Origin of the sequence: Nocardia puris (assembly GCF_003315035.1) — a bacterium.
GTDB classification, from domain to species: domain Bacteria; phylum Actinomycetota; class Actinomycetes; order Mycobacteriales; family Mycobacteriaceae; genus Nocardia; species Nocardia puris.
This window is the reverse complement of the sequence record NZ_QNRE01000001.1, coordinates 114,307-136,327: the sequence shown is the minus strand read 5'-3', so window position 1 is coordinate 136,327 and position 22,021 is coordinate 114,307. Positions and strand designations below refer to the sequence as shown.

Annotated in this window: 24 protein-coding genes; 18 read left to right on the top strand and 6 right to left on the bottom strand. The window is 67.8% G+C overall.

Going from position 1 to position 22,021, the window contains the following annotated elements; translation table 11 throughout:
• Positions 1-66: 66 nt before the first annotated feature.
• Genes DFR74_RS36540 through DFR74_RS00560 form a run of 3 tightly spaced genes read left to right on the top strand, consistent with a single transcriptional unit; the run spans position 67 to position 1,131 of the window.
• Positions 67-414: a hypothetical protein gene (locus DFR74_RS36540; protein WP_067509429.1), complete on the top strand. Its 348-nt coding sequence runs from the start codon at positions 67-69 to the stop codon at positions 412-414.
• Positions 411-860 carry a MerR family transcriptional regulator gene (locus tag DFR74_RS36535; protein ID WP_067509427.1) on the top strand — a complete coding sequence of 150 codons (450 nt, stop codon included), beginning with the start codon at positions 411-413 and terminating at the stop codon, positions 858-860. The genes DFR74_RS36540 and DFR74_RS36535 overlap by 4 nt, the downstream gene beginning before the upstream one ends.
• Positions 850-1,131 carry a hypothetical protein gene (locus DFR74_RS00560; protein WP_147265714.1) on the top strand — a complete coding sequence of 94 codons (282 nt, stop codon included), beginning with the start codon at positions 850-852 and terminating at the stop codon, positions 1,129-1,131. The genes DFR74_RS36535 and DFR74_RS00560 overlap by 11 nt, the downstream gene beginning before the upstream one ends.
• Before the next feature lie 19 nt (positions 1,132-1,150).
• On the opposite strand, the gene ku is transcribed toward DFR74_RS00560, so the two are convergent.
• Both ku and DFR74_RS00550 read right to left on the bottom strand, forming a co-directional pair.
• Positions 1,151-2,071: a non-homologous end joining protein Ku gene (ku, locus tag DFR74_RS00555; protein WP_067509424.1), complete on the bottom strand. Its 921-nt coding sequence runs from the start codon at positions 2,069-2,071 to the stop codon at positions 1,151-1,153.
• Entirely contained in the window at positions 2,071-3,171 is a 1,101-nt protein-coding gene (locus DFR74_RS00550; RefSeq protein WP_084537677.1) for a lycopene cyclase family protein, read from the bottom strand. Before DFR74_RS00550 ends, ku begins: the two co-directional genes overlap by 1 nt.
• A 123-nt stretch (positions 3,172-3,294) precedes the next feature.
• Here DFR74_RS00550 and DFR74_RS00545 point away from each other — a divergent pair, with 123 nt between their 5' ends.
• Positions 3,295-4,083: a hypothetical protein gene (locus DFR74_RS00545; protein WP_147265713.1), complete on the top strand. Its 789-nt coding sequence runs from the start codon at positions 3,295-3,297 to the stop codon at positions 4,081-4,083.
• Between the two features lie 42 nt (positions 4,084-4,125).
• Here the strand turns inward: DFR74_RS00545 and DFR74_RS00540 are convergent, their stop codons facing one another.
• Together DFR74_RS00540 and DFR74_RS00535 are read right to left on the bottom strand one after the other, a co-directional pair.
• Positions 4,126-4,887, bottom strand: a complete 762-nt coding sequence (locus tag DFR74_RS00540) for an SDR family oxidoreductase (RefSeq protein ID WP_067509419.1) — start codon at positions 4,885-4,887, stop codon at positions 4,126-4,128.
• A 400-nt stretch (positions 4,888-5,287) separates the two neighbouring features.
• Positions 5,288-5,944, bottom strand: a complete 657-nt coding sequence (locus tag DFR74_RS00535; protein ID WP_232331756.1) for a hypothetical protein — start codon at positions 5,942-5,944, stop codon at positions 5,288-5,290.
• A 186-nt stretch (positions 5,945-6,130) separates the two neighbouring features.
• On the opposite strand from DFR74_RS00535, the gene DFR74_RS00530 reads away from it, so the two are divergent.
• Genes DFR74_RS00530 through DFR74_RS00480 form a run of 11 tightly spaced genes read left to right on the top strand, consistent with a single transcriptional unit; the run spans position 6,131 to position 16,710 of the window.
• Positions 6,131-7,147: an oxygenase MpaB family protein gene (locus tag DFR74_RS00530; RefSeq protein ID WP_067509417.1), complete on the top strand. Its 1,017-nt coding sequence runs from the start codon at positions 6,131-6,133 to the stop codon at positions 7,145-7,147.
• 2 nt (positions 7,148-7,149) lie between these two features.
• A complete protein-coding gene (locus tag DFR74_RS00525; RefSeq protein ID WP_232331755.1) occupies positions 7,150-8,337 on the top strand; it encodes an oxygenase MpaB family protein in 1,188 nt (395 codons plus the stop codon).
• Positions 8,338-8,397: 60 nt separating this feature from the next.
• Positions 8,398-8,829 carry a 2Fe-2S iron-sulfur cluster binding domain-containing protein gene (locus tag DFR74_RS37890; RefSeq protein WP_147265712.1) on the top strand — a complete coding sequence of 144 codons (432 nt, stop codon included), beginning with the start codon at positions 8,398-8,400 and terminating at the stop codon, positions 8,827-8,829.
• Between the two features lie 40 nt (positions 8,830-8,869).
• Positions 8,870-9,718 carry an ABC transporter permease gene (locus tag DFR74_RS00515; RefSeq protein ID WP_067509415.1) on the top strand — a complete coding sequence of 283 codons (849 nt, stop codon included), beginning with the start codon at positions 8,870-8,872 and terminating at the stop codon, positions 9,716-9,718.
• The gene (locus DFR74_RS00510; protein WP_067509413.1) at positions 9,715-10,581 is read left to right on the top strand and encodes an ABC transporter permease; all 867 of its coding nucleotides are present in this window, start codon (positions 9,715-9,717) and stop codon (positions 10,579-10,581) included. Before DFR74_RS00515 ends, DFR74_RS00510 begins: the two co-directional genes overlap by 4 nt.
• Positions 10,578-11,615, top strand: coding sequence for an MlaD family protein (locus DFR74_RS00505; RefSeq protein WP_067509412.1), 1,038 nt, complete (start codon positions 10,578-10,580; stop codon positions 11,613-11,615). The genes DFR74_RS00510 and DFR74_RS00505 overlap by 4 nt, the downstream gene beginning before the upstream one ends.
• A complete protein-coding gene (locus DFR74_RS00500; RefSeq protein WP_067509411.1) occupies positions 11,612-12,613 on the top strand; it encodes an MlaD family protein in 1,002 nt (333 codons plus the stop codon). The genes DFR74_RS00505 and DFR74_RS00500 overlap by 4 nt, the downstream gene beginning before the upstream one ends.
• Positions 12,601-13,608 (top strand): MlaD family protein, encoded by a 1,008-nt coding sequence (locus DFR74_RS00495; protein ID WP_084537674.1) that lies wholly within the window; start codon positions 12,601-12,603, stop codon positions 13,606-13,608. Before DFR74_RS00500 ends, DFR74_RS00495 begins: the two co-directional genes overlap by 13 nt.
• Positions 13,609-13,658: 50 nt before the next feature.
• On the top strand, positions 13,659-14,693 hold the full coding sequence (locus DFR74_RS00490; RefSeq protein WP_147265711.1) for an MlaD family protein: 1,035 nt from the start codon (positions 13,659-13,661) through the stop codon (positions 14,691-14,693).
• On the top strand, positions 14,690-15,754 hold the full coding sequence (locus tag DFR74_RS35780) for an MlaD family protein (RefSeq protein WP_170160683.1): 1,065 nt from the start codon (positions 14,690-14,692) through the stop codon (positions 15,752-15,754). Before DFR74_RS00490 ends, DFR74_RS35780 begins: the two co-directional genes overlap by 4 nt.
• Positions 15,751-16,710, top strand: coding sequence for an MlaD family protein (locus DFR74_RS00480; RefSeq protein ID WP_067509403.1), 960 nt, complete (start codon positions 15,751-15,753; stop codon positions 16,708-16,710). Before DFR74_RS35780 ends, DFR74_RS00480 begins: the two co-directional genes overlap by 4 nt.
• Positions 16,711-16,748: 38 nt before the next feature.
• Here DFR74_RS00480 and DFR74_RS00475 read toward each other — a convergent pair whose 3' ends face one another.
• Together DFR74_RS00475 and DFR74_RS00470 are read right to left on the bottom strand one after the other, a co-directional pair.
• Positions 16,749-17,360 (bottom strand): TetR/AcrR family transcriptional regulator, encoded by a 612-nt coding sequence (locus DFR74_RS00475; protein ID WP_067509401.1) that lies wholly within the window; start codon positions 17,358-17,360, stop codon positions 16,749-16,751.
• A gap of 498 nt (positions 17,361-17,858) precedes the next feature.
• A complete protein-coding gene (locus DFR74_RS00470; protein ID WP_113974900.1) occupies positions 17,859-18,611 on the bottom strand; it encodes a TetR/AcrR family transcriptional regulator in 753 nt (250 codons plus the stop codon).
• Between the two features lie 76 nt (positions 18,612-18,687).
• On the opposite strand from DFR74_RS00470, the gene DFR74_RS00465 reads away from it, so the two are divergent.
• The 3 genes from DFR74_RS00465 (at position 18,688) to DFR74_RS00455 (ending at position 22,009) form a co-directional block, all read left to right on the top strand.
• On the top strand, positions 18,688-20,166 hold the full coding sequence (locus DFR74_RS00465) for an MFS transporter (protein WP_232331943.1): 1,479 nt from the start codon (positions 18,688-18,690) through the stop codon (positions 20,164-20,166).
• A 19-nt stretch (positions 20,167-20,185) separates the two neighbouring features.
• Positions 20,186-20,620 (top strand): Fur family transcriptional regulator, encoded by a 435-nt coding sequence (locus tag DFR74_RS00460; protein ID WP_067514486.1) that lies wholly within the window; start codon positions 20,186-20,188, stop codon positions 20,618-20,620.
• Between the two features lie 114 nt (positions 20,621-20,734).
• Positions 20,735-22,009: a cation:proton antiporter domain-containing protein gene (locus DFR74_RS00455; RefSeq protein WP_067514489.1), complete on the top strand. Its 1,275-nt coding sequence runs from the start codon at positions 20,735-20,737 to the stop codon at positions 22,007-22,009.
• The last annotated feature ends 12 nt before the right edge of the window (positions 22,010-22,021 follow it).

Below are 22,021 nucleotides of genomic sequence, written 5' to 3'. Positions count from 1 at the left end.
CGGGTACAGGCTCAGCATCGAATCACGGGGCCACCACCGGCCTCGACAGGCAGGAAGGTACAGGTCATGGCCTCGCGATCAGAGCGCCCGGACGCGGTGTGGACCGACGTCGACGCGTGCACGCTCCCCACCCCCGAACGCCCGGTGCGGCTCGCCGAGTTCGACACGCTGTTCGCCACCTCGGTGCGCCGCGTGGACCGGGTCGCGCCCACGCTGTTGCGCCTCGAACTCGACGGCGCCGCCGAGGCGACGGCGCGCGATCTCGCGGCGCGCGAATCCGGTTGCTGCTCGTTCTTCACGTTCCGATTCGCGGCCTCGGGCGCGCGGACGGTGCGCATGGACGTGGAGGTGCCCGCCACGCGCGTCGACGTGCTCGACGGGTTGGCGAGCCGCGCGGGGGAGGCGCGGGCGTGAACGGGCCGGAAACCGGACTGCGCACCGGCGAACTCGCGGCGGCGGCCGGGGTGAACGCGCAGACGTTGCGGTACTACGAGCGGCGCGGGTTGCTGGCCGAGCCGCGCCGCTCGCTGGGCGGCCACCGCCTGTATCCCGAGGACGCGGTGACGCTGCTGCGGGTGATCAAGGCGGCGCAGCGGCTCGGGTTCACCCTCGACGAAGTCGCCGAACTCCTCGAGGTCACCCGCGCGCGCCGCCGCTCGGATGCCGGATTGCAGGCGCGGGCCGCGGCCAAACTGGCCGAGATCGACGCGAAACTCGCCGATCTGCGGGCGGTCCGCGACACCCTGAGCGCCGCGCTGGCCGCCGGCTGCGACGACCTGCTCGTCTGCGGCGCGAGCCCCGAATGCCCGATCCCGATGGACGTCGACGACGTGCGGGACGGAGGACGCTGTGGGTGCTGAATCCCGTACTCCCCGCCGGTGGCTCGCGACGATCGGCGTGGGCGCGGCGATCTGCGTCGGCTGCTGCCTCGTTCCGCTGCTGGCGGACCTCGGTATCGCCGGCGGTGGTGTCGCGCTGCTGAGCATGTCGTGGTGGGAGCCGCTGGGGTTCGTGTTGATCGCGGTCGGTGTGGTGGGAGTGGTCTGGTCGAGGGTGCGCGCGAGCCGGCGGGAGTGCGGGGCGAGCGGAGGCTGTTCGAGTGAGTCCGGGTGCGGTTGCGTCACCGCGTGATGGTGCGGCCCGCCTAGCGCTATGCCCCCTTGCGTGTAGCGGTCTTCTTGGCCGGGGCCTTCGCCGCCGTGGTCTTCTTGGCCGCGGCTTTCTTCGCCGGAGCCTTCTTCGCGGCGGTCTTCTTGGCGGGCGCCTTCTTCTCCGCTTCGGCGCCGCGCCGCCCGCTGGCCTCCAGGCTGCGTTGCAGGGCGGCCACCAGGTCCACCACCTCGGCGTCCATCTCCGCCGGCTTCTCCTCCGGTTCGGCGGTGACGGTGCCGCCCGCCTCGATGGCCGCGTCCAGCATCTTCTTCAGCTCGATCTGGTACTCGTCGGTGTAGAGCGAGGGATCGAAATCGTCGGACATGGTCTCGACCAGGGTCTCGGCCATCGCGATCTCCTGCGGGCGCGGTTCGGCCGCGTCGCGCAGGGACTCGAATTCGACCGAGCGCACCTCGTCGGGCCACAGCAGCGTCTGGATCACGAGCATGCCGTCGCGCACCCGCAGCGCCGCCAGCCGCGTCTTCTGGCGCAACGTGAAATGCACCAGCGCGGTGCGGTCGATGCGCTCCAGCGTGGTGGCCAGCAGGACGTAGGCCTTCGGCGTGGTGGAATCGGGCTCCAGGTAGTAGCTCTTGTCGAACAGCATCGGGTCGATCTGTTCGGACGGCACGAATTGGAGTACCGGGATCTCGTGCTTCTCGGCGGCGGGCAGGCGGGCGAAATCCTCGTCGGACAGGATCACCGTCTCCCCCTCGGGGGATTCGTACGCTTTGGCGATATCCACGTAATCGACGGGTTTGCCGTCGATCGAGCAGATCCGCTGGTATTTGATCCGTCCGCCGTCTTTGGCGTGCACCTGATGGAATTTGATGTCGTGGTCCTCGGTGGCCGTATACACCTTGACCGGAACATTGACCAGCCCGAACGCGATCGAGCCCTTCCATATCGCCCGTGCCATCACTCCATCATGGCCGAAGGGCCGGTCGCTGGCGAGCCAACGTGAATCCCGAGGGTCGTCGCGGCGATTCGCGCGCGCAATCGGGGCGGCAGTCTCCGGAACAGTCCGCCCATAGCGGCGACGGTGCCGGTCAGGTCGCTGCGACCCGACAGATACGCGCGTTGCCGTTCGGCGGGGAGCTCGAAGAACGCCTCGAAGAACTGGGGCACGTCGGCGGGTGGTAGGGCAAGCAAGGCCCGCAGACCCGCGGCGCGCAGGGCGTGCACGGCCCGTGCGGAAGCCGGCCAGACCGACTGGCCCGCCGCGACCGCGTCAGCGGCCGAGAGTGCGGCTGCGACGCTGTAACCCGTTGCCGGATGGGTGAATCCACCCGCCGCGCCGAATCTTCCCCGACCGGGTTTGCCGCCTTCCACCGGAAATCGAACGCGCTCGACGCGCGTATTCGCATCGAATTCTATTCCGCGAGAAGACAATCTGTGCAGCAATCGGTTTCGCAGTTCGTCCGATCCGAGCGCGGGACGGCCCGCCAAGCAGGTTTCCTCGAAAAGGAACTCGCCGTCCCCGAGTGGAATGGCATAGAGAAACGACCGGGGCGCAAGGGGATTCGCGCCGTTGTCGGCGCGCCAGTCCATGAACAATGCCTCCGCGTCCGCGGCGCGCAGAACGATGCCGTAAGCCGTCTGCTCGGCGCGAGCGGGGGAGCGGGCAAGTCCTCGCGCATCGATCACGCGCTCACCCGTCACGACGGCACCCGACGCGAGCGTGACGGCGTTGCGCTCCACCCGAACCACCCGCTCGGCCACCACCCGCGCACCCGAGATAACCAGCCCCGAGCGCAACCCCTCGGAATCCAGCACCGCGTACGCGCGATCGAGCGCATGCCGCGTTTCGGCCCACGCGGCCGGGCGTGTCACGCTCGCCGCGACAGCACCGGCCGGCAACCACTCCGGCAGCTCATCAGCCCACGCCCCATACGTCGCCACCCACGGCCGCTCCGGCGCCGGATCGATCGCGGTGACGGCCATCCCCCGCACCACACACCGATGCGCGAGCGCCCGCCCCGCAGGCCCGAGCCCGCAGACCACCACCTCCGCACCCATGGCCTCTCCTCGAATCGCTCGACGGGGAGCCTAGCTCCGGGGCGGATCGGCGCATCTGGACGGGTAAGGTGCGAGGGCGCGAATCGGCCGGGTGGCGGTTGGTTTGCCCGATGGGGAGGTCTGATGGTGTTCGGCAACGGTTCCCCGGCGCACGGTCAGGGACAGCCGCAGGGTTGGGGTCAACCGCAAGGGTGGGGGCAGCCGCCGCAGTACGGTGTCCGGCCGCAGGGGCCGGCGCAGTCGGCGTGGGAGATTCCGCCACTGGAGTCGGGCTACGGCTCGGAGCAGCCGCCCAAGCGTCGAGCGCGACGAAAGGCGCCGAACGGGTGCCTGGTGCGGGCGGTGGTCGCGGTGCTCGCGCTCATCATCGGATCGGGTGTGCTGCTGTGGTATGTGCCCGACCGTCTCCGGCAGGCGGCGGACCGCCCCGGCATCACGCTGCCCACCGAACCCGACGCACCCGCGCACTACACCCTGTCCGAGTTCGGCCACGACTGGGACTTCCGGTTCGGCGGCGTGGAACTGCACGCCGAATACGTCGACGGAGTCGACCACGAAAACTGCGCCGAGATCGAGACGGCGGGCACCCTCACCGGACTCGGCTGCGAGTTCGCGACCGAGGCCGCGTTCCGCACCGAGAACGGGAACGTGATGCTCACCCAGTTCGTCGTCACCATGCGCGGTGACGACGAGGCCGCCGAAGCCGTGTCCCGCCTGCGCACCGAGGAGCTGCGGCTCCGCGACGGCAGCTACCTCGCCGGCGCCGCGACCAACTCCTGGTCGATCGAGAACGTGGACCGGTACGTCGTGATGACCCTGGCCACCGGCGCCCCCGGCTTCCCGTCCGAGACCGTCCAGCGCTACCTGGGCTACCGGCACGCGGATATCAAGGGCGCCTTGCTGTTCCGCTGAGCCGCACCGGCGGCGCGGCCGGGTGCCGCGCCGTCGGACAGATCAGATGCCGCCGGTGGAGAGCAGCCCGCCGTCGACGCGCACGGTTTCGCCGGTGATCCACGCGGCCTCGTCGGAGACCAGGAAGCCGATCAATTTCGCCACATCCTCGGGCGCGCCGAGCCGCTTCATCGGATACACCGACGCCGCCTGCTCCTCGCCCGCCTCGTACAGCGCGCCCGCGAACTTCGTCTTCACCACGCCGGGCGCGACCGCGTTCACCCGGATGTTCGGGCCCAGCTGCCAGGCCAGTTCGTCGGTGAGCCGGATGAGCGCGGCCTTCGAGGCGCCGTAGGCGGCGATCAGGCCGGTGGAGCGGATGCCGGCGACGCTGGCCACGTTCACGATCGCGCCGCCGTTGTCCCGCATCCACGCCTTGTACGCCTCCTGGATGTACCCGAGCGCCGCGACGACGTTCACGTCGAAGATCTTGCGCACCGCGTCCAGATCGGCGTCCATCAGCGACCCGTACACCGGATTGATCCCGGTGTTATTGATCAGGATGTCGAGCGATCCGAACTCCGACACCGCCCGCCCGACCGCCGCCGCCCGGCTCTCCGCGTCCCCGGAATTCCCGGCCACCGTGACGACCTCGCCCTGATGCCCCAGCGCCCGCAGCTCGCCCGCCGCCTCCTCCAACGGCTCCGGCTTGCGCGCGGTGATCACCACATTCGCCCCGCGCCGCAGCAGCTCCGCCGCCACCGCCTTCCCGATCCCCCGGCTCGCCCCACTCACCAGCGCACTCTTACCCAACAGATCACTCATGTGGAGGCACGTTACTTCAGTCACCTGACGACAGCATTTCTGCTGCGCGTATGTGCTCATGCTCGGTGAGTCGACCGGCACGAGTTCTCCTGTCTGGGAGCCGAAGGGGGTGGAGGCCGGTACGGGCGAGCGGATGGGGTCGGCCGGCCCGCACGCGTTCACCGAGTTGCGCAACTGTGGCATCGTGACGTGTCGATGTTGGTCCGCGACGGTCTCAGGGCATGTCGGAGGCCGGTCGAAACGATCAGCCAAACCTGCATAATCCACCTGCTGCGCAACGGTTTCCGCTACCGCGGCCGCCAGGATCGGGGACAAGATCGCCAAAGTGTCGAAGCCGGTCTGCACCGCGGCGACCGAGGATACCGCAAGTGAACGGTCCTCGAGTTCTCCGAGTTTTCCGTCAGTTGGCGGGCAGTGGTCCGCCGAGTCCGCTGACATCGGTGATCTTCCAGTCGGAGTTCGTGTCGACGGCGACGGTGTAGGTGACGGTGGTCCTGGCGCCGTCGGGGGTTCGAGCGTTCGTGGAGGTGACGTCGAGGAAGACGTGGACGGTGTAGATGCCACCGGACTCGGACGTGACTTTGGCAGCGATCGGTGTCGCGGTGGAGGTCCACCGCAGGGGCACGAGGATCTCGTGTAGCGCGGGGGTCGTAGCGTCGAACTTGCTGGCCAATTGCGGGGTGGTGTTGGCCTTGAGCTTCTCCAGCCAGACGTTGGCTTCTTGAAAGTTGATGTTGGACGCGCCGACGGCATAGTCGGTGGCGATTTGTTCGGCGCGCCGACCGTTGTCGATTCCGGCGCGAGTCGCGGCGACGTCGCTGCGTGTTGTCCAGAGGATGACCGACAGAACGCCGACCGCGCCGATCAGGATGGCGATCGCTGCGCCTGCGACGATGCTCGACAGTTGTAGCGAAACGGCCGCGCGGGGGCGGTCCGAGATCGACGGCCGACCTTGACGCAGAGCGCTGACCGTGGAATCCGTGGGATCCGAACCGTTCTCGGCGGTCGGCTCGTCCTCGGGTGTGTGGTCGAGGGCCTTGCCCGCATCGCCGTTCACGGTAACTCCGCGATCCGCGAAACGCCGGTGTTCGATCCGTCTCCACGGCAGGCCCCGGATCCCTCGCAGATTGCCAATGAATTGCTAGATAGTTGCATGGATCGCATACCTCTCCCGTGTCCGCCAGGATTGACTGGCGGAAGATGCCCCTTGCGGTGGCAAGAGTTACCATGTCACACTTCTGTCATGTTGTCACATGGCTCAGTTGCTGAACCGCCGAGTGAGCCGGTACCTCTCGGCCCTGATTCGCTGACTTGGAAGATCTTCGGGTCCCTCTACTTCGCCCCTACCGGGCTGTTTCTCGGCATGGTGCAGAACATGCACCCAGGGCTCGGGGCGGGGGTGGAGTTCCACTCCCGTATCCAGGACGAGTTCTATCAGCGGGTCTTTCGCTCGGCCTATCCGATCGTCGGCGTGATCTTCGACGGGCCGAGGGCCCGGCAGACGGCGCGCGAAATCGTCGACTACCACCGGAGCATCAAAGGAACCGACGCGCAGGGGCGGCGTTACAGCGCGTTGGAGCCCGGCACCTTCTACTGGGCGCACGCCGTGTTCTTCATGGAGACGCTTCGCGCGGGAGATCTGCTGATGGGCGGACTCACCGATGCGCAGAAGGAACAGCTGTGGCGAGAGCAGTATCAGTGGTACGAGATGTACGGGATGAGCATGCGCGTGGTGCCCAAGACCTGGGAGGAATTCCAGCGTTACTGGGACGACATGTGCGAGAACGTCCTCGAACCGACCACGGCTGCATGGGATGTATGGCACCTCGCCGAGACGGCGCCCGTGCCCATCTTCCCGATCGTACGTTGGATTCCGAAACCCTTGTGGGAGAAGGTGATCAGACCTCCGGGAGCGCGGTTCTATCACTTCTTCACGATCGGGTTGTGTGATCCCGCCATCCGTAGAACTATGGGATTCACCTGGACGGCGCGGCAGGAGCGGCAGTTCCGGGCGATATGCCGGATCTTCACCGTGATGGACGCACTGACTCCGGATGCCCTCAGGTATTTCTTCCCGCGAATCCGAGCGGCGCGGCGGCGTGCGGCGGGTAAACGGCCGGCCACGCTGGCGCCACCGGAGTCGCCGAAACTCTTCTGGCCCGCACCCGAGCACCGCGACGACCCGCGGCACTACTGCCCGGTCCATGCGGATTTCGGCACGGACACCACGACCAAGCTCAGGCAACTGACAGGATTTTGACGATGCGGCAGACCGACGAGGACGGCTCCGCCGTCATTGCCTCGCAGAAACATCCGTTCGACTACTACTATCGGCCCGGAAAACCGCTGCGTCCCGCGCCGCCTCGCGCCATCCCGTCCGAGCTCTGGTGGGAAGCGCGCCGAAAGATGCTCTCGCCCTGGATAAATGTCCGTCCGGAGCCGGTCGACACGCCGCGTACCCGTCTGATGGCGGATCACCTGTGGCAGGGGGACGAGCAGATGGACGGGGTGGTAGAGGCATTCGGGCGGATCGGCACGGCCCGTGGCAGGCGCATGCTGGAGACGGCACTCGACCACGGAATCGACGCCGTCGACGACCCGCCCGCCGAGTTGGTCGCGTTGTTCGACCAGCTCGACACACCGCCGTCGTGGTACGACCCGCAGCTGTGGGAGCACGGTCGGCGCCTGTGGATCAACGTGTCCACCTCCGGCAAACTGGCCATGGGTGTCCAGGACTTCATGGGTACCTTCGTCGGTGCCGAGGTCGCTTCGGCGACCGGTGCGACGGGCCGATTCGTCAACGATCCCTACCGTCGAAGTCTCGAGACCGCGACATGGTTCTGGAACGTAACCAGACCCGACGGTTTGGCGCGGTGGTCCCCGGTGTTCAAGGACACCGTACGGGTGCGCCTCATGCACGCTCAAGTGCGTGCGGGACTCAGGAAGGTTTGGGGCGACCAGCATTTCGCCTCTCACGGGAACCCGATCTCCAACGCGACCATGATGGGTGCGGCGGTCACCTTCGGGATCTCACCGATGTGCTTCGATCACGTTCACGGCCGCCGCCACATCATGGCCGACTTCGACGCCGTAGCGCATTACTGGGCGTATATCGCCTCCGTGTTCGGCGTAGCCGAGGAACTGATTCCCGCCAATGCGCTCGAAGCCATGGAAATGTCGGATTACATGGTCGCCACAGCGGGTTCCGCGCCGGAGTGGACCGATGGAATGGCCAAGGCGGCTACCGCGTCGCTGGAGCATCCGGGCCCGCGTGCCCGGATGCGGATGGCCGCGGCGGCACCGGTGGTGGGGTTGATGTCGTACTACAGCACTGAGCCCCTCGTTCGGGCCTTGCTGGCGGGCACCCGTCTTGCGGTCGGTGCCGGTACAACCCTGGTCGTGGCTCACCGGGGCAGTCGCCCGGACCAACGTGTTGTTGCGCCGAGTTGACGATCGGATACCGGGTGCGAATTCCCGGATGCGCCGCCGAACCGATGGCGACGATCCGGCATGGCGGATGAACACCCGGATTACGAGGCATCTCGCCGCGCGGGTCGGTGTACACGGCACACCGTACGACCAACACGACGGAACCGCCGCCGGCCTCGCCGTGTGCCCCGTCCGGTGAGTGCGCGAGCGGCCCGCCGTGACGGGCCCGAACACCCCGAGCCCGGCGGTCTCGTCGTCGAATTGCGGCGCACCGGTGCGAGTTTGACGGTACCTGGCCACTCGACTGTTCTGGAGGCTCTCACCGACCTGGGGGTTCCGGTCCGGTCGCTGTGTGGCTCGGGTATCTGCGGCTCCTGTGAGATCGAGGTCGTTGCAGCGGAATTCGCTGCGGGATCGCCCCCCGTCGGGATGGTGTCGAAGCGTGGGTATCTCGGCGTTCGCGTATGTGTGGCGGAGCCGGGTCGCCTCACCCGGCTTGTGCTGGATCTGTAGCGATGACGGCCACCGTCCCCGGGGAAAGAAAGTGAGATCGATGAGTCTGTCCGCTCCTGGCGCTCCGGAACAGGCGACGCTGTTCGGCACTGCGGTCCGATCCGTCACCGATACCGGTTTCGGTGCGATCCGCACATTCGGCCGAGCCGTGGAGCTTGCGGTTCATGCGGTCTGTGTGGCGGTCGCTGACCTGGTCACCCGCCGTTTCCAATGGCGGGAGATGTGGCAGCAGAGCTGGTACCTGATCACGGTTACCGCTGTCCCCGCCATTCTGATGGCGATCCCGTTCGGGGTGATCGTTTCGGTCCAGGTGGGCAACCTCATCCAGCAGTTCGGCGCCGATTCACTGGTAGGCGCCGCGGGTGGGCTGGGCGTGGTGAAGCGCGGTGCGCCCCTGGCGACCGGGTTGATGTTGGCAGGTGCGGGCGCATCGGCAATCGCCGCGGATCTGGGCGCGCGGACCATTCGGGACGAGATCGATGCGATGAGAGTGATGGGAATCGATCCCATCCCGCGCCTGGTTGTTCCGCGTGTGGTGGCGGCGGTCATCGTGGCGCCGTTGCTGAACGTTCTGATCATGGCGGTCGGAATCGCGTCTGGCTATGCGATGGCGGTGACTGTGCAAGGGGTCACCTCGGGTGGGTACTGGTTGTCGTTCGGCTCCTTCACCGTTCTGGCCGATGTCTGGATCTCGCTGGGGAAGGCGATGCTGTTCGGCTTCCTGGTTGCTGTAATCGCCTGCCAGCGCGGCCTGGAGGCGCGCGGCGGTCCACGCGGCGTCGCCGACGGTGTGAACGGCGCGGTTGTGCTGTCGGTCGTGTCCATCGCGGTGGTCGACGTAGCCGCGACGCAGCTGGTCACCATGTTCCTGCCGGTGCGTGTGGCATGACCGCCAGCGGCTACGCCCCCAAGGGAATCCGATGGACACGGAGGTACCGGTGCGGCCTCGGCGCGCCGCTGGCGTGGATCGACACGATCGGTTTCGCCGTCGCCTTCTGCTGGCAGGTGATGTCGTCGATCCCGTTGACCATACGCCGGTATCGCGGTGAGACCGTGCGCTGCATCACCGATATGACCTGGGGCCGTGGCTCGCTCATCGTCGGCGGTGGTGCGGTGCCGACGCTGGTGGTGCTGGGCATCGTGATGGGCGCCGGCACCGGTGTCGAAGCGTTCGCCATGCTGGACATCCTCGGCATGGGACCGTTGACCGGCATCATCTCGTCCTTCGCGAACACCCGTGAGCTCGCACCCATCGCGGCAGGTATCGGTTTCGCGGCGCAGGCGGGATGCCGGATGACCGCCGAGATCGGCGCGATGCGCATCTCGGAGGAGATCGACGCGCTGGAATCGATGGGGCTGCGGTCGGTTCCGTTCGTGGTGACCACCAGGGTCATCGCGGGGGCGGTGGCTATCGTGCCGACCTTTCTGGTGGCGCTGATCATGGCCTACCTCAGCTGCGCCGCCGTGGTAGTCCTGCTGCACGGCCAGTCCCGCGGCGTCTATGACCACTACTTCTTCCAGTTCGTCGGCGGATGGGACGTGATCGCGGCGGTGATCAAGGTGCTGCTGTTCGTGACGGTCACCATCGTGATCCACGCCTACTACGGGTTTTTCGCCAGCGGCGGTCCGGAAGGTGTCGGGTTGGCGTCGGGCCGTGCGGTGCGGGCCAGCTTCGTCACGATCATCGCCCTGGACATGCTCGCCACCATGCTGCTGTGGGGCATCGACACGGCCGTCGAGTTCACGGGGTGAGCGCCGTGCCCGTCTACGGATTGCCCGGAACCGCCGTACAGCGGCGTGGTGCACGGATTCTCGGCCTGCTGACCGTGGTGATGGTGGTCGCGGGTTCGGCGCTTCTCCTGCGCGTCGACCGCGAACTCCCCGACGGTCGTATCCGGGTCGAGTTGCGCACCGATCACATCGGGCCCGGTATCGCTCCCGGTTCAACCGTGCGTCTGGACGGCGTCACCATCGGTGTTGTGGACCGCATCGACGTACTGGATCGGCAGCGGGGCATCGTCGTCGTCTTGGACGGCGATCGAGTCCTCGGATTGACCGGCAACCTCACCGTCGACTACACGGCGGGCAATTTCTTCGGTATCACCGAGATCGTGCTGCGCCGGGGCGCCGGCGGCCCGGCCTTGCGGGAGGGCATGGTCCTGGATCTGACCGCGCCCGGACGAGTCAACGATGCCTCGGTCGGGGTCCTGCTCGACCGGCTCGCCGCGCTTACCGGTGAGGCGTTGACCCCCGACCTCACCGAGCTCGTGATGCGGTCCTCCGACGAGCTGACAGTGCTGTTGCCGATGGTGCAGGCGGCAGTCGAACTCGGACGGCTCATGGCCGATACCCAGCGGCAGCCGTTGTCCACCCTGATCGATCCCGCGACCTCGGCGCTGTACGGACTGGGTTCACTGGTGGACGGGGGTGTCGGCCTGTTGCACAATCTCGGTGAGATCGAGGTTCTGCGTTCCGACCGGGAAATGTTCGAGGGCTCGGTGGACTTCCTCACCGGCGAACTGTTCCCCGCGTTGACGAGAATCGGCCGCACCGCACACCGCGGAGTGGGCGGCTACGCCGATCTGGTCACGCCATTGCTCCAAGCGGTCGCGCGGATCGTCTCGGCACCGCAGCAGTCCGGCGCCGAATTGCGTTTGCTGATCGAACGTCTCGGTGGAGCCTTCATCGATACCGTCGACGGTCCGGTGCCGACCGTAGACCTCGCACTCGATCTGGTGCCCATACTGGGTGGATCACCGGCACCCACGGCGGGAGCGCCGCGATGACCCGGATACCCGCGGGCGCCTGGCGGACCGGGCTCTTCGCCTTGGTGATGGCCGCGTTGCTCGGCGGAGTGATCACCGTGATCGACCGGCCTGTAGCGGGCGACACCAGGGCGTACACAGCATTGTTCACCGATGCGAGCGGGCTGCGCGCCGGTGACGATGTGCGCCTGCAGGGGGTGCAGGTCGGCAAGGTCGGCAGTGTGCGGCTGCGCGACCACCTCGCGGAGGTGCGCTTCACCGTGCGGCGTGAGCATCCGGTCTACGAGGAGACCGTGCCCGCCATCAGGTATCAGAACCTCACCGGGCAGCGCTTCGTGGATCTGCGGCAGCCGGCACACCCGGGCGTCGAACTCGCCGAGGGCGCCGTCATCGGGACCGAACACACCCTGGGCTCATTCGATATCACCGCATTGTTCAACGGTTTACAGCCCGTGCTCACCAGGATGTCGCCCGAGGCGGTCAACAGGTTCGCCGAGAACATGCTGGCGCTGTTCGACGGGGACGAGGCGCGGATCGGCCCCGCGCTCGAGGCCGTCGAGGAGCTGAGCGGCTACGCGGTCGATCAGCAGGCCGTGCTGTCGACACTGTTGCGGAATCTACGACTGCTTTCCGATCAGCTGGTCGGGCGCTCGCCGCATACGGTGACGTTGTTCACCGCGTTGGCCGACGTATTCACCGTTCTCGAGGGAGAACTCGACGGGGTCGTGGAGTACTCCGAGAGGATTCCCTCTCTGTTCGAGCCGCTCGACCGGCTGGCCGCGTCGGTGGGATTGGCGCCGGAGCGCGCAGACGAGTTCGATCGGCGACTGCGCGAGCTCATCCCCGACCCGGCCGCGACCCGCGATCTGCTGGCGCGCATACCCGCACTGCTGCAGTCGCTCGGGGCGGCGGTACCGGTCCCGGAGGCGTTGTCGGTTTGCGGTCACGGACCCGCCGAGGTCCCCGAACCATTGGCGATACTCATCGGTGGGCAAAGGATTTCGATATGCAAGCGATGACTGGGCGATTCGAATGGCACCGGTCGCGGTTCCCGGCCCGGTGGTGGGCGGTCTCGACACCGGATCGGCGTGAGTTGCGTTCGGGACTGCTCGGCGGACTCGCGGTGGCGGCATTGCTTGCGCTGTGCGCGGCGGTATACATACTGCCGTGGGGTAAAACGACCTACACCGCCCTGCTGCCGGACGCCGGAGCAATCCGGGTGGGCGACGACGTACGCATCGCGGGAATCCCGGTCGGTGAGGTCACCGCGCTGCGGATGGACGACGAACACGTTCGGATGAGCTTCACTGTCGACGATGGAACGACGCTCGGAGACGCGAGTTCGCTCGAGGTGCGCATGCTCACCGCAATCGGCGGTCACTACGTCGCCGTGCTTCCCGCAGGCGATGCTCCGTTGGGTGACGGGGCGATCCCTCCGGAGAGAATCCGCCTGCCCTACAGCCTCATCCGAGTTTTCCAGGATGCGCAGGCGCCGGTCGCCGATCTCGACGCGAGCGCGTTGCGACGGAGCCTCACCACGTTGTCCGGTGCGCTCGGCGACAACCCGGACGGACTGCGGCGGGTATTGGACGCGGCGAGTGCGCTCACGGAGGTGTTGAACCGGCAACGCGAGGATGTCACGGCCGCGCTGGCGATGGCCGACGAATACATCGGCATGCTCGACTCGGCGAAATCGGTCATCGGCCGATTGGTTGCGCGCATCGGCGAGGTAGAGACGATCCTCATCGATAAGCGCGACGAGATCAACGCCGCTCTACCGCTGACGATCCGACTCCTGTCGCGTATCGCGGCGCTGGAACCCGCATACCGGGGCACATTGCAGCCGCTGGTCGAAGAACTCGCCGCTGCGATGCCCGACCTCCAGGAACTCGGCAGGCGCCTCGATGTGAGCATCGTCGGCCTGCACGATCTAGGTCTGCGAGTGGCTCGATTCGCCGACCAGGTGGCCGACCCCGCGGGCATCTGCGTCCCGGTGGCCGGAAGGGGGTGCTGACGGTGCACGGCTTCGTCGGCTCCAAGGGGTTCGTCACGCTGGTGGGCGCTGTGGTCGCCGCGGTGGCAGCAGTTGTGGGATATGTCGTGGTCACCGGACCGGTGCAGCCGATGCGTTCGTACTGCGCGACGATGCCGGATGCGATCGGCCTGTACCCGGGCAGCCATGTCACCCTGCGCGGCCTCGTTGTCGGGACCGTCACCGGGGTCGCGCACGAAGGTGCCGGCGTTCGTGTCGATTTCACCGTCGATGCCGAGCGACCGCTGCGCGGTGAGGTCGGCGCGACCACAGTGGCCGATACCTTGACCGCCGACCGTAGATTGGCTGTGCTGTCCGATTCCCCTGGCGGGACCGAATGGGATTCCGACCGGTGCATCGCGCGGACACTGACGCCCCTGAGCATCTCCCGCACGATGCAGGCCGCCTCGGACCTCGTGGGCGAACTCGGCGGGACTCCCGGAGGGCCGAACGTGGTCGGCGATGCGCTGGCGGCAGTGCACGCTGCGGCGGCGGGAACGGGTCCCGAATTCGAACGCCTGATCACCCAGTTGGGGGAACTGGCCGACGCGCCGGAGACGTCGGTGGCCACGGTCGGATCGCTTATCGACGCACTCAGTTCACTGTCGGCGAGCGTATCGGCCAATTGGGAGGAGCTGACCTCGGTGCTGACACGCTTCCCCGGGGTCTTCGACCAAATCAACAACGAGATCTTCGCTCGGCTCTCGGGACTGATCGACAGCCTCGCTGTCCTGCTTCCGATGGCCAACGAGATCACGACACTGTACGGAGACGCGATTCTCGGCGGGCTGGGCGCAACCGTCCCGGCGCTGCGCCTTGTCGCCGGGCACGCGGAATCGTTGCGCGCCTCGACCGAACTCGTCCCCGCCCTGATCCAGGCGTTCGACCGCGTCACCGATCCGGCGACCGGCGAAGTCGTGCTCACCTATCGGTCCCCGACCGTGGCCCTGCCTGCCTCGGCGCCCGACGCCCTGTGCGGCGGCGGGGTTGTTCACGGGCCTGTCTGCGCGCCGGGCGCGCCGGTCACCCTGGCCGATCTACTGACGATGCTGGTGAGCGCCCGATGACACGCCGACCACCGCGCGCATGCCTGTGGACCACCGTGCTGGCCGCCCTGACGATCGTTGCCGGGTGCGGATTCGATCCGGCGGCGATTCCGGTGCCCGGCACCGGAATCGCCGGACCGACGTACCGCATCCATATCGAGTTCGGCGACGTCCTGAACCTGCCGGCTCGGGCCAAGGTCATGGCTGACGGCGCCGAAATCGGTACCCTCGCCGGTGTCACTGTGGTGGCCCCTACCGCTCACCGGCCGGGCCACGTCGTCGCCGACCTCGATATCGAAGCGACCGTCGAACTGTCCGCCGGTACCAGGGCGCGGCTACGTCAGGATACTGTCCTGGGGGAGATGCACATCGCGCTCACCAGCGTTGCCGGGGCGGTCGGGCCGCTGATATCGCCCGGCGACACGATCCCGATAGCCGATACCGAGCCGCCCCTGTCGATCGAAGACACCCTCGCCGGTCTGGCGACCTTCACCAACGGTGGCGCCCTGCTCACCATGCAGGACATCGTGCACCGCGTGAACAGCGCCCTGCCGCGGGACCGGCGTGAGACCGGTCGGATCGCCGAGACCATTACGGCGAACCTGACAGACCTGGCGGGCAACCTCGACCGCCTCGATGCGTTCGCCGCGGCGGCCGTCGCCGATACCGAGGTCATCCTCGCCAACGCCGAAGTGTTGCGCGAACTGCTTTCCGAGCCGGGTGCCGGCCAGGTTGCCGCAGCGACCGGCTCACTGGCCCGGCTGCTCGGCATTCTCGGCGAACTCGACAACGTCGCCGATGCCGTGACGTGGCTGGCGCCGCTCGCCGCGGCCGGGGACGAGGCCGCCGGCGCGTTCCTCCCGATGGTGCTCGGCGCGGCGTCGGTGGATCTGTCGGTGCCGGCCAACGTGCGGCTGCTGATCGATCTGCTGGAGAACCGAGTGCTGCCGTTCATCGAACGCGGCCCCGTAGTGGCGGTCACCGGCGTCCAGGTCGAGGGGCGCCCCCCCGACGTACTGTCGCGAGAGGAAGGACTGGATGTGCTCGTCTCCGCGCTCCGCATGATCGGGGTCGTCCGGTGAAGCCGGGTCCCGTGCTCTCACTGGGCGCGATTCTCGCAATATTCGTACTCGGTGCGGCCTATCTGGCGTTCGGGGTGGTGCGCGTGGACTGGTTCCGGCAATACATGACAGTCACCATGGCCGCACCCGATTCCGGTGGTCTGCTTTCGGGTTCGCCGGTGTTGATGTCGGGGATCGAGGTCGGCCAGGTGGTGGCGGTAGACAATCTCGTCAACGGAGTAGAAGTGCGGTTGCGGGTCGCCGAGCGCTACCGCATCCCGGTCGATAGCACCGCGCGCATCGAGGCACTCTCCGCGGTGGGGGAGCCCTATCTCGAGTTCATCCCCGAAGCGGTCGGCGGCCCGTACCTGCGCGACGGACAACAGGTTGATGCCGATCGCGTGTCGCCGCCGCTGTCCATCGCTCAGATGGCCACGGTCATCAGCGGATTGCTCGATCAACTCGAGCCCACACAGCTACGCGACCTCACCACCACCGTGCTCGACGGGATGCGCGAAATCGAGGATCTGCTTCCGCGCATCGGTTACGCGGGGGAGTTGCTAGCCGCGACCCTGTTGAGCCGACTGCCGCAACTGCGCGGTCTGCTCACCGACATACAGGAAGTCGGTATGACGCTGGACCCGGTCGCGCACAGCATGATCGAGGGTGGACCATACTGGGACCAGTTCGGCGAACGAGTGCGCGAGGTCGTCGAACATCTCGAACACCTCATGCGGGGCGATGGTTTCCCCGAGACCTATCGCACCGGCACCGGGTTGGTGCCGTTCCTGGAAGGACTCTCGGACGAGCTCGACGTACTAGGACCCGAATTGCGTTCCTTACTACCGGTATTCGAGCCGCTGGCTTCGACGGCGACGACGGCCGTGTCACGCGTAGATCTGAGTGACCTGATATCGCGAGCACTGGCGATGTCGGGCGACGGCGCCGGTGTGCGTCTGCGGATCGCAGTTCGCTGAGCAGTCCGAGGCGGTGTCGAGCCCCGCTGGGCCGGCGGTCAGCACTGATCGGACTTGGCTGCCTCGATAAGCGGCGTGAAGTAGGTCGCGGCGAACCTTCTGGCCTGTTCATCCGTCTCGATCGGTACCATCTCCGAGGGCACCATCAGCAGCGAGGCCGTCAGCCGCAGCATGAGATCGGCGGCGCGTAGCGCGGCGTCCATCGGCATGTCGTCGGCAACGATCGCGATCGCGATCAGTGCGCGGACCGGTTCGAGAGCCGACGCCTGATCAGCGAGCAGTGACAGCAGCGTATCCGGCTCGAACTGCCGCAACGCCGCCATCAATGGATTCGTTCTGCACTCGCGTACCCCGAGTGCGAAAGCCTCCACGGCACGATCGGCCGGGGTATCGTGGGCGAGCACTTGCTCGCTGATCGCGGTGAAGAACGTGACGACCTCGTTGACGGTCACGGTGCGGACGATGTCTTCTTTGTCGCCGAGCCGTCGGTACACCGTTTGCCGGGACACCTTCGCGCTGCGTGCGATATCACCGACCGACGTTCGACGGAATCCATGTGTGACGAACTCGGCGCGGGCGGTCTCCATCAGCCGGCGTTGCTCGTCATCGATGGCGAACAGGCCGACATCGAACAACTGCCCGAGATCCACTCCAGCACCTGTCATCCCCCAAGCCTATCCTGGCGGTCAGGGCCCAATGGCACGCCCATCAGGCCGGAACAACGCGAAACGCCTGTGGCGGTGATGAATCCCCCGGCACGTCCGGAGATGGTCTTCCCCCGGTTTCATGGAGTCGCCGGGGGATTCAGGTTCATTTGCGAGTTCGCCGCGCTGCGGTACTTCGCCCTCGATGGCACCGGCCACCACCGCCAGGAGAACAAGACGCCGCGATCGGCGATTACGTCCGCTGGCGCAACAGCACCGGACCGATACGCGACCTCGCAGTCGGCTCCAAGATCCGGCGGCCGGACTACCCCCAACGTTGTGCGACATGGCACCAGCGAGCCAGAAGCCGGCCCCGAGGCTGCGTCGGAAGTCTGCCGCTGCGGGGCGCTGATCGAATCCGATTCCGGTCCGGCGCCCACTCCGCCGGAATCCGGCGCCGTAGACCGTCGATCGCGGAACGCCCGCGCCGGCGACCCCTGCCGCCTACGCGCGGACCGGCGGCTCGGGTCCGTCCGCTCGTCCGGGGAACGATCCCACGGCCGCGATGCGCGTCGCGACACCGTCCAGGGCGCGATCGACGCAGTAGCGGTAGATCTCGTCGCGATGGAAGCCGCCGGTGAGCGCGGCGGCCATGCGCGCGGCCCCCGGGTGGTCGGGGGAATCCCGCAGGGCGACAAGGCTTTCGCCGAGGGAGGCGAGCAGTTTCGGGTCGGCGTCGCGTTCGTCTTCGGCGGCGATCAGGTGGACGGCGGTGTTGAGGAGGGTGATGTGCGCGGCGGGCGCTTCGTCGCCTAGTCCCGCGTCGGCGAGCTTCGCCACTCCGGTGTCGATCAGGGTGATCACGGAGGGGACCAGCGGCGCGGCGATGCCGAGCCAGCGGGCGACGCCGGGGTGCGCCGTGAGCGTCACGCGCAGGGCGTCGAGTACGGCGGTGAACCACGGTCGCCAGGTGAGATCGGGTGCGGGCAGCGAGATCTGGCGCACGATCGCGTCGACCACCGCGAGTTCGACGTCGTGGCGGGCCCCGACGCGGTGCACGATGGCGGTCGGCCAGCACCCGACCTCCGCGGCGAGGTCGCGGGTCGACCAGCCGGCCAGGCCGCGCGCGGCGGTGAGCCGCACGCCCGCGGCGACGATGTCGTGCGCGGTCAGCGGGCTCTCGTCGGCGCCCGTGCGCGGCCCACGCGCGCGCCGGACCGCCTGGTCGCGGCGGGCGTTCGATGCGGTTGCGCTCATGCGGACCCTCCACCTCGGCGTTGTGTTCTGTTAGCCTATCCACCGTCCATTTGTTCACTGCACAAATGAGGTTGTCGTGGCCGAAACTTCCGCGTCCGAGTCCCGTTCGGCGCAGCTTCCCCGAGGTGTCGGCTGGGTGCTGGCGTGCGTCGCGGGCATCCAGTTCCTCGTTTCGCTCGATCTCTCCCTGGTCAATGTCGCGCTCCCGGCGATCCAGGCCGACGTCGGCCTCTCCGACGCCGCCCTGAGCTGGGTCGTCACGGCCTACGTCCTGCTGTACGGCGGTTTTCTGCTGGCCGGCGGGCGGCTCGGCGATCTGTTCAGCAGGCGGCACGTCCTGGTGATCGGGATGAGCCTGTTCGGGATCGCGAGCGTGCTGGGCGGTCTCGCGCCGAACGGCGGTGTGCTGATCGCGGCGCGCGCCTTGCAAGGCTTCGGCGCGGCGTTGGTGGCTCCGGCCGCCCTGGCGCTGGTGACAGTGTATTTCCCTGAGGGACAAGGTCGTTCGAAGGCGCTCGGGTTGTGGGCGGGCGCCACGCTGATCGGCGGTGCGCTCGGTGTGGTGCTCTCCGGTGTGCTGACCGAGATCTGGGGTTGGCGTGCGGTGATGTTCGTCAACGTGCCGATCGTGCTGGCGTGCTCGGTGGCCGTGCTGCGACTGCCGGAGCAGCGGCCGCAGATGGGCATCCGGATCGATGTCGCCGGGGCGGTGCTCGTCACGGCGGGTATGGCGTCGCTGGTGTTCGGTGTGTCGATGGCCGAGCTGGAGGGCTGGAGTTCGCCGTGGACGCTGGGGCCCGCGGTCGCGGGTGTGGCCGCTCTGGCGGCGTTCGTCCTGGTCGAACGCCGCGCGATCGATCCGATGATGCGGCTGGATCTGTTCCGGCACCGGGCGGTGGTCGCGGCCAATGTGTTCGCGCTGCTCGTCACGGGCGGCCAATTGGCCAGCTTCTTCTTCGTGTCCTTGCACATGCAGCAGGTGCTCGGTTTCGACGCGCTCGCCACCGGTGTGGCGTTCCTGCCCTTCTGCCTCGGATCGGCGGTGGCGATGGCGATCGCCACCAAGCTGCTGCCCCGCCTCGGCCCCCGCGCACTGCTCGTGACCGGTGGTCTGATCGGCGCGCTCGGCATCGCCTGGTTCTCGCTCGGCAGTCCGGACGGCACGTTCCTGTCCGACATCCTCGGGCCGTCGATCGTGACGAGCCTGGGGCTCGGCGCCGGTTTCGTCGCGATGGGCGGGGCGGCGACGACCGGTGTCCCGCAGGAGGACGCCGGGATGGTCTCGGGCCTGCTCAACAGCTCCCGGCTGCTGGGCGGCTCGCTGGGACTGGCCGCGCTGGCGACGCTGGCCGCCTCGGTGACCAGCGGCTCGGACGAGTCCGGCGTCGCGGCGGCGAGCGCCGGTTACAGTGCCGCCCTGCTCTGCGCGGCCGGACTGGTCGCCCTCGGTGCTCTCGCCTGCCTGTCCATTCCGCGTGGCGCCGACACCGCGCCGAAGCCGGACGCCGACACCGCCACCGCGCCACGCGCCTCGCGCACCGCCTCCGACAGCTGAGATCCGAGGCGGAGGGGAGGTGCGCGCGTACTCGCGGGGCGCCGGAGTCCGGCGCAACGCCATCCTTGCCGTGCTGGGCGAGAACGGTCGTGCGCTCACGGCCGAGGACGTGTTCCGCGGCGTCCGGAGCGCCGGAGTCGTCCGGATCGGCCGGGCCACGGTGTATCGCAACCTCGGCCGCATGGTGGAAGAAGGAATGGTCATGGCGATGTGGGACGGGGACGGCGTCCGGCGCTTCCGGAGGGCGCCCGCCGGCGGGCATCGGCATCATGCGCTGTGCGAGCGATGCGGTCGGGCGCAGCCCGTCGACGCGGCCGAGGTGATCGGGTTCCTGACGGACTTCGCGCACGCGCACGGCTTCGGCGACCTGGAGTTCCGCATCGGTATGCAGGGGGTGTGCGCGGGGTGTTCGGGGGAGTCCGGCGCCGCGTCCGAGGCGCCGCCTTCGGCCTGATCAGGTCTCCCGCAATCGGAGTCGGGTGTGTCCAGCGTTAATGAAAAGCGTTATCATTAGCGATATGCGGTGTCCGCGCCGCGCGTTCACACCTCGACCTGCGAAGGGGCGCCGATGGCTCCGGATACTCTGTTGCGCCTGATCGCGGCCGTGATCGTCATCGTCACGGCGGCCCGAGTACTCGGCTGGGCGGTGCGGCGCATCGGGCAGCCGGCGGTGATCGGGGAGATCCTCGCGGGAATCCTGTTGGGGCCCACGCTGTTCGGCGGCGAGCTCACCCGGTCGCTGTTCCCGTCGGAGGTCCGTCCGTCGCTCACCGTGCTCGCCGAGATCGGCGTGGTGGTGTTCATGTTCCTCGTCGGGCTGGAGCTGGATCAGAAGCTCCTGCGGGGGCAGGGCCGCATCGCGTCGGGCGTGGCGCTGAGTTCGATCGTGTTCCCGTTCGCGCTCGGTGCGCTGCTGGCGCTGTATCTGTTCCAGCGGCATCCCACCGAGCATCGGTTGGCGTTCATTCTTTTTCTGGGAACCGCGATGTCGGTCACGGCCTTTCCGGTGCTGGCGCGCATCCTCACCGACCGTGATCTGTTGGGCACGCCGATCGGCGCGCTGGCGGTGACCTGTGCCGCCCTGGACGACGTGGTGGCGTGGACGTTGCTCGCGGTGGTGGCCGCGCTGGTCGGCGGTGCGACCGGGTTGTGGCAGATCATGCTCGTCGTGCCGTTCGCGGTGCTCCTGCTGTTCGTGCTCCGGCCGATGCTGATCAGGCTGGGCGAGCGGCGCGCGCAGGCGGGGGATACCTGGGTCGGCCGCGTCGGTGTGGTGATCGCTGTCGCTGTCGGCCTGGGCCTCTCGGCCGCGGTGACCGAGTGGATGGGGCTGCATCTGATCTTCGGCGCGTTCCTGTTCGGAGCGGCCATGCCGCGCGAATACGGACGGCGGGTGCGCGAATGGGCGCTGCCGTGGGTGTGGCGGGTGTCCTCGCTCCTGCTGCTGCCGGTGTTCTTCGCGGTCGCCGGATTGAAAGTCGACCTCTCCGGTGTCGGCGCGACGGCGCTCGGGGAACTGGTCCTGATTCTGCTGGTGGCCATCGGGGGCAAGGGAATCGGCGCTTATGTGGGCGCCCGCGTGCACGGCATTCCGCCGCGTCATTCGGCGGTGCTCGCCACCTTGATCAACACCCGCGGATTGACCGAACTGATCGTGCTGACCGTCGGGTTGGGGCTGGGTGTGCTCGACACCGAGTTGTATTCGCTGATGGTGGTGATGGCGTTGGTCACTACCGCGATGACCGGCGTCGTGCTGTCGCTGATCTATCCGGAGCACTGCGCGCGGGCCGACCGGGAACCGGCTGTCGATAGGGAGCCACGGCCCGACCGCTCCGGCATCTGACCCGAAAGCTGT

What these genes read in the sequence shown, in the direction of transcription:
- DFR74_RS36540 (WP_067509429.1), top strand. Translation starts at nt 67, where the DNA reads ATGGCCTCGCGATCAGAGCGCCCGGACGCGGTGTGGACCGACGTCGAC.
- ku (WP_067509424.1), bottom strand. Translation starts at nt 2,071, where the DNA reads ATGGCACGGGCGATATGGAAGGGCTCGATCGCGTTCGGGCTGGTCAAT.
- DFR74_RS00550 (WP_084537677.1), bottom strand. Translation starts at nt 3,171, where the DNA reads ATGGGTGCGGAGGTGGTGGTCTGCGGGCTCGGGCCTGCGGGGCGGGCG.
- DFR74_RS00545 (WP_147265713.1), top strand. Translation starts at nt 3,295, where the DNA reads ATGGTGTTCGGCAACGGTTCCCCGGCGCACGGTCAGGGACAGCCGCAG.
- DFR74_RS00540 (WP_067509419.1), bottom strand. Translation starts at nt 4,887, where the DNA reads ATGAGTGATCTGTTGGGTAAGAGTGCGCTGGTGAGTGGGGCGAGCCGG.
- DFR74_RS00530 (WP_067509417.1), top strand. Translation starts at nt 6,131, where the DNA reads ATGTTGTCACATGGCTCAGTTGCTGAACCGCCGAGTGAGCCGGTACCT.
- DFR74_RS00525 (WP_232331755.1), top strand. Translation starts at nt 7,150, where the DNA reads ATGCGGCAGACCGACGAGGACGGCTCCGCCGTCATTGCCTCGCAGAAA.
- DFR74_RS37890 (WP_147265712.1), top strand. Translation starts at nt 8,398, where the DNA reads ATGGCGGATGAACACCCGGATTACGAGGCATCTCGCCGCGCGGGTCGG.
- DFR74_RS00515 (WP_067509415.1), top strand. Translation starts at nt 8,870, where the DNA reads ATGAGTCTGTCCGCTCCTGGCGCTCCGGAACAGGCGACGCTGTTCGGC.
- DFR74_RS00510 (WP_067509413.1), top strand. Translation starts at nt 9,715, where the DNA reads ATGACCGCCAGCGGCTACGCCCCCAAGGGAATCCGATGGACACGGAGG.
- DFR74_RS00500 (WP_067509411.1), top strand. Translation starts at nt 11,612, where the DNA reads ATGACCCGGATACCCGCGGGCGCCTGGCGGACCGGGCTCTTCGCCTTG.
- DFR74_RS00495 (WP_084537674.1), top strand. Translation starts at nt 12,601, where the DNA reads ATGCAAGCGATGACTGGGCGATTCGAATGGCACCGGTCGCGGTTCCCG.
- DFR74_RS35780 (WP_170160683.1), top strand. Translation starts at nt 14,690, where the DNA reads ATGACACGCCGACCACCGCGCGCATGCCTGTGGACCACCGTGCTGGCC.
- DFR74_RS00470 (WP_113974900.1), bottom strand. Translation starts at nt 18,611, where the DNA reads ATGAGCGCAACCGCATCGAACGCCCGCCGCGACCAGGCGGTCCGGCGC.
- DFR74_RS00455 (WP_067514489.1), top strand. Translation starts at nt 20,735, where the DNA reads ATGGCTCCGGATACTCTGTTGCGCCTGATCGCGGCCGTGATCGTCATC.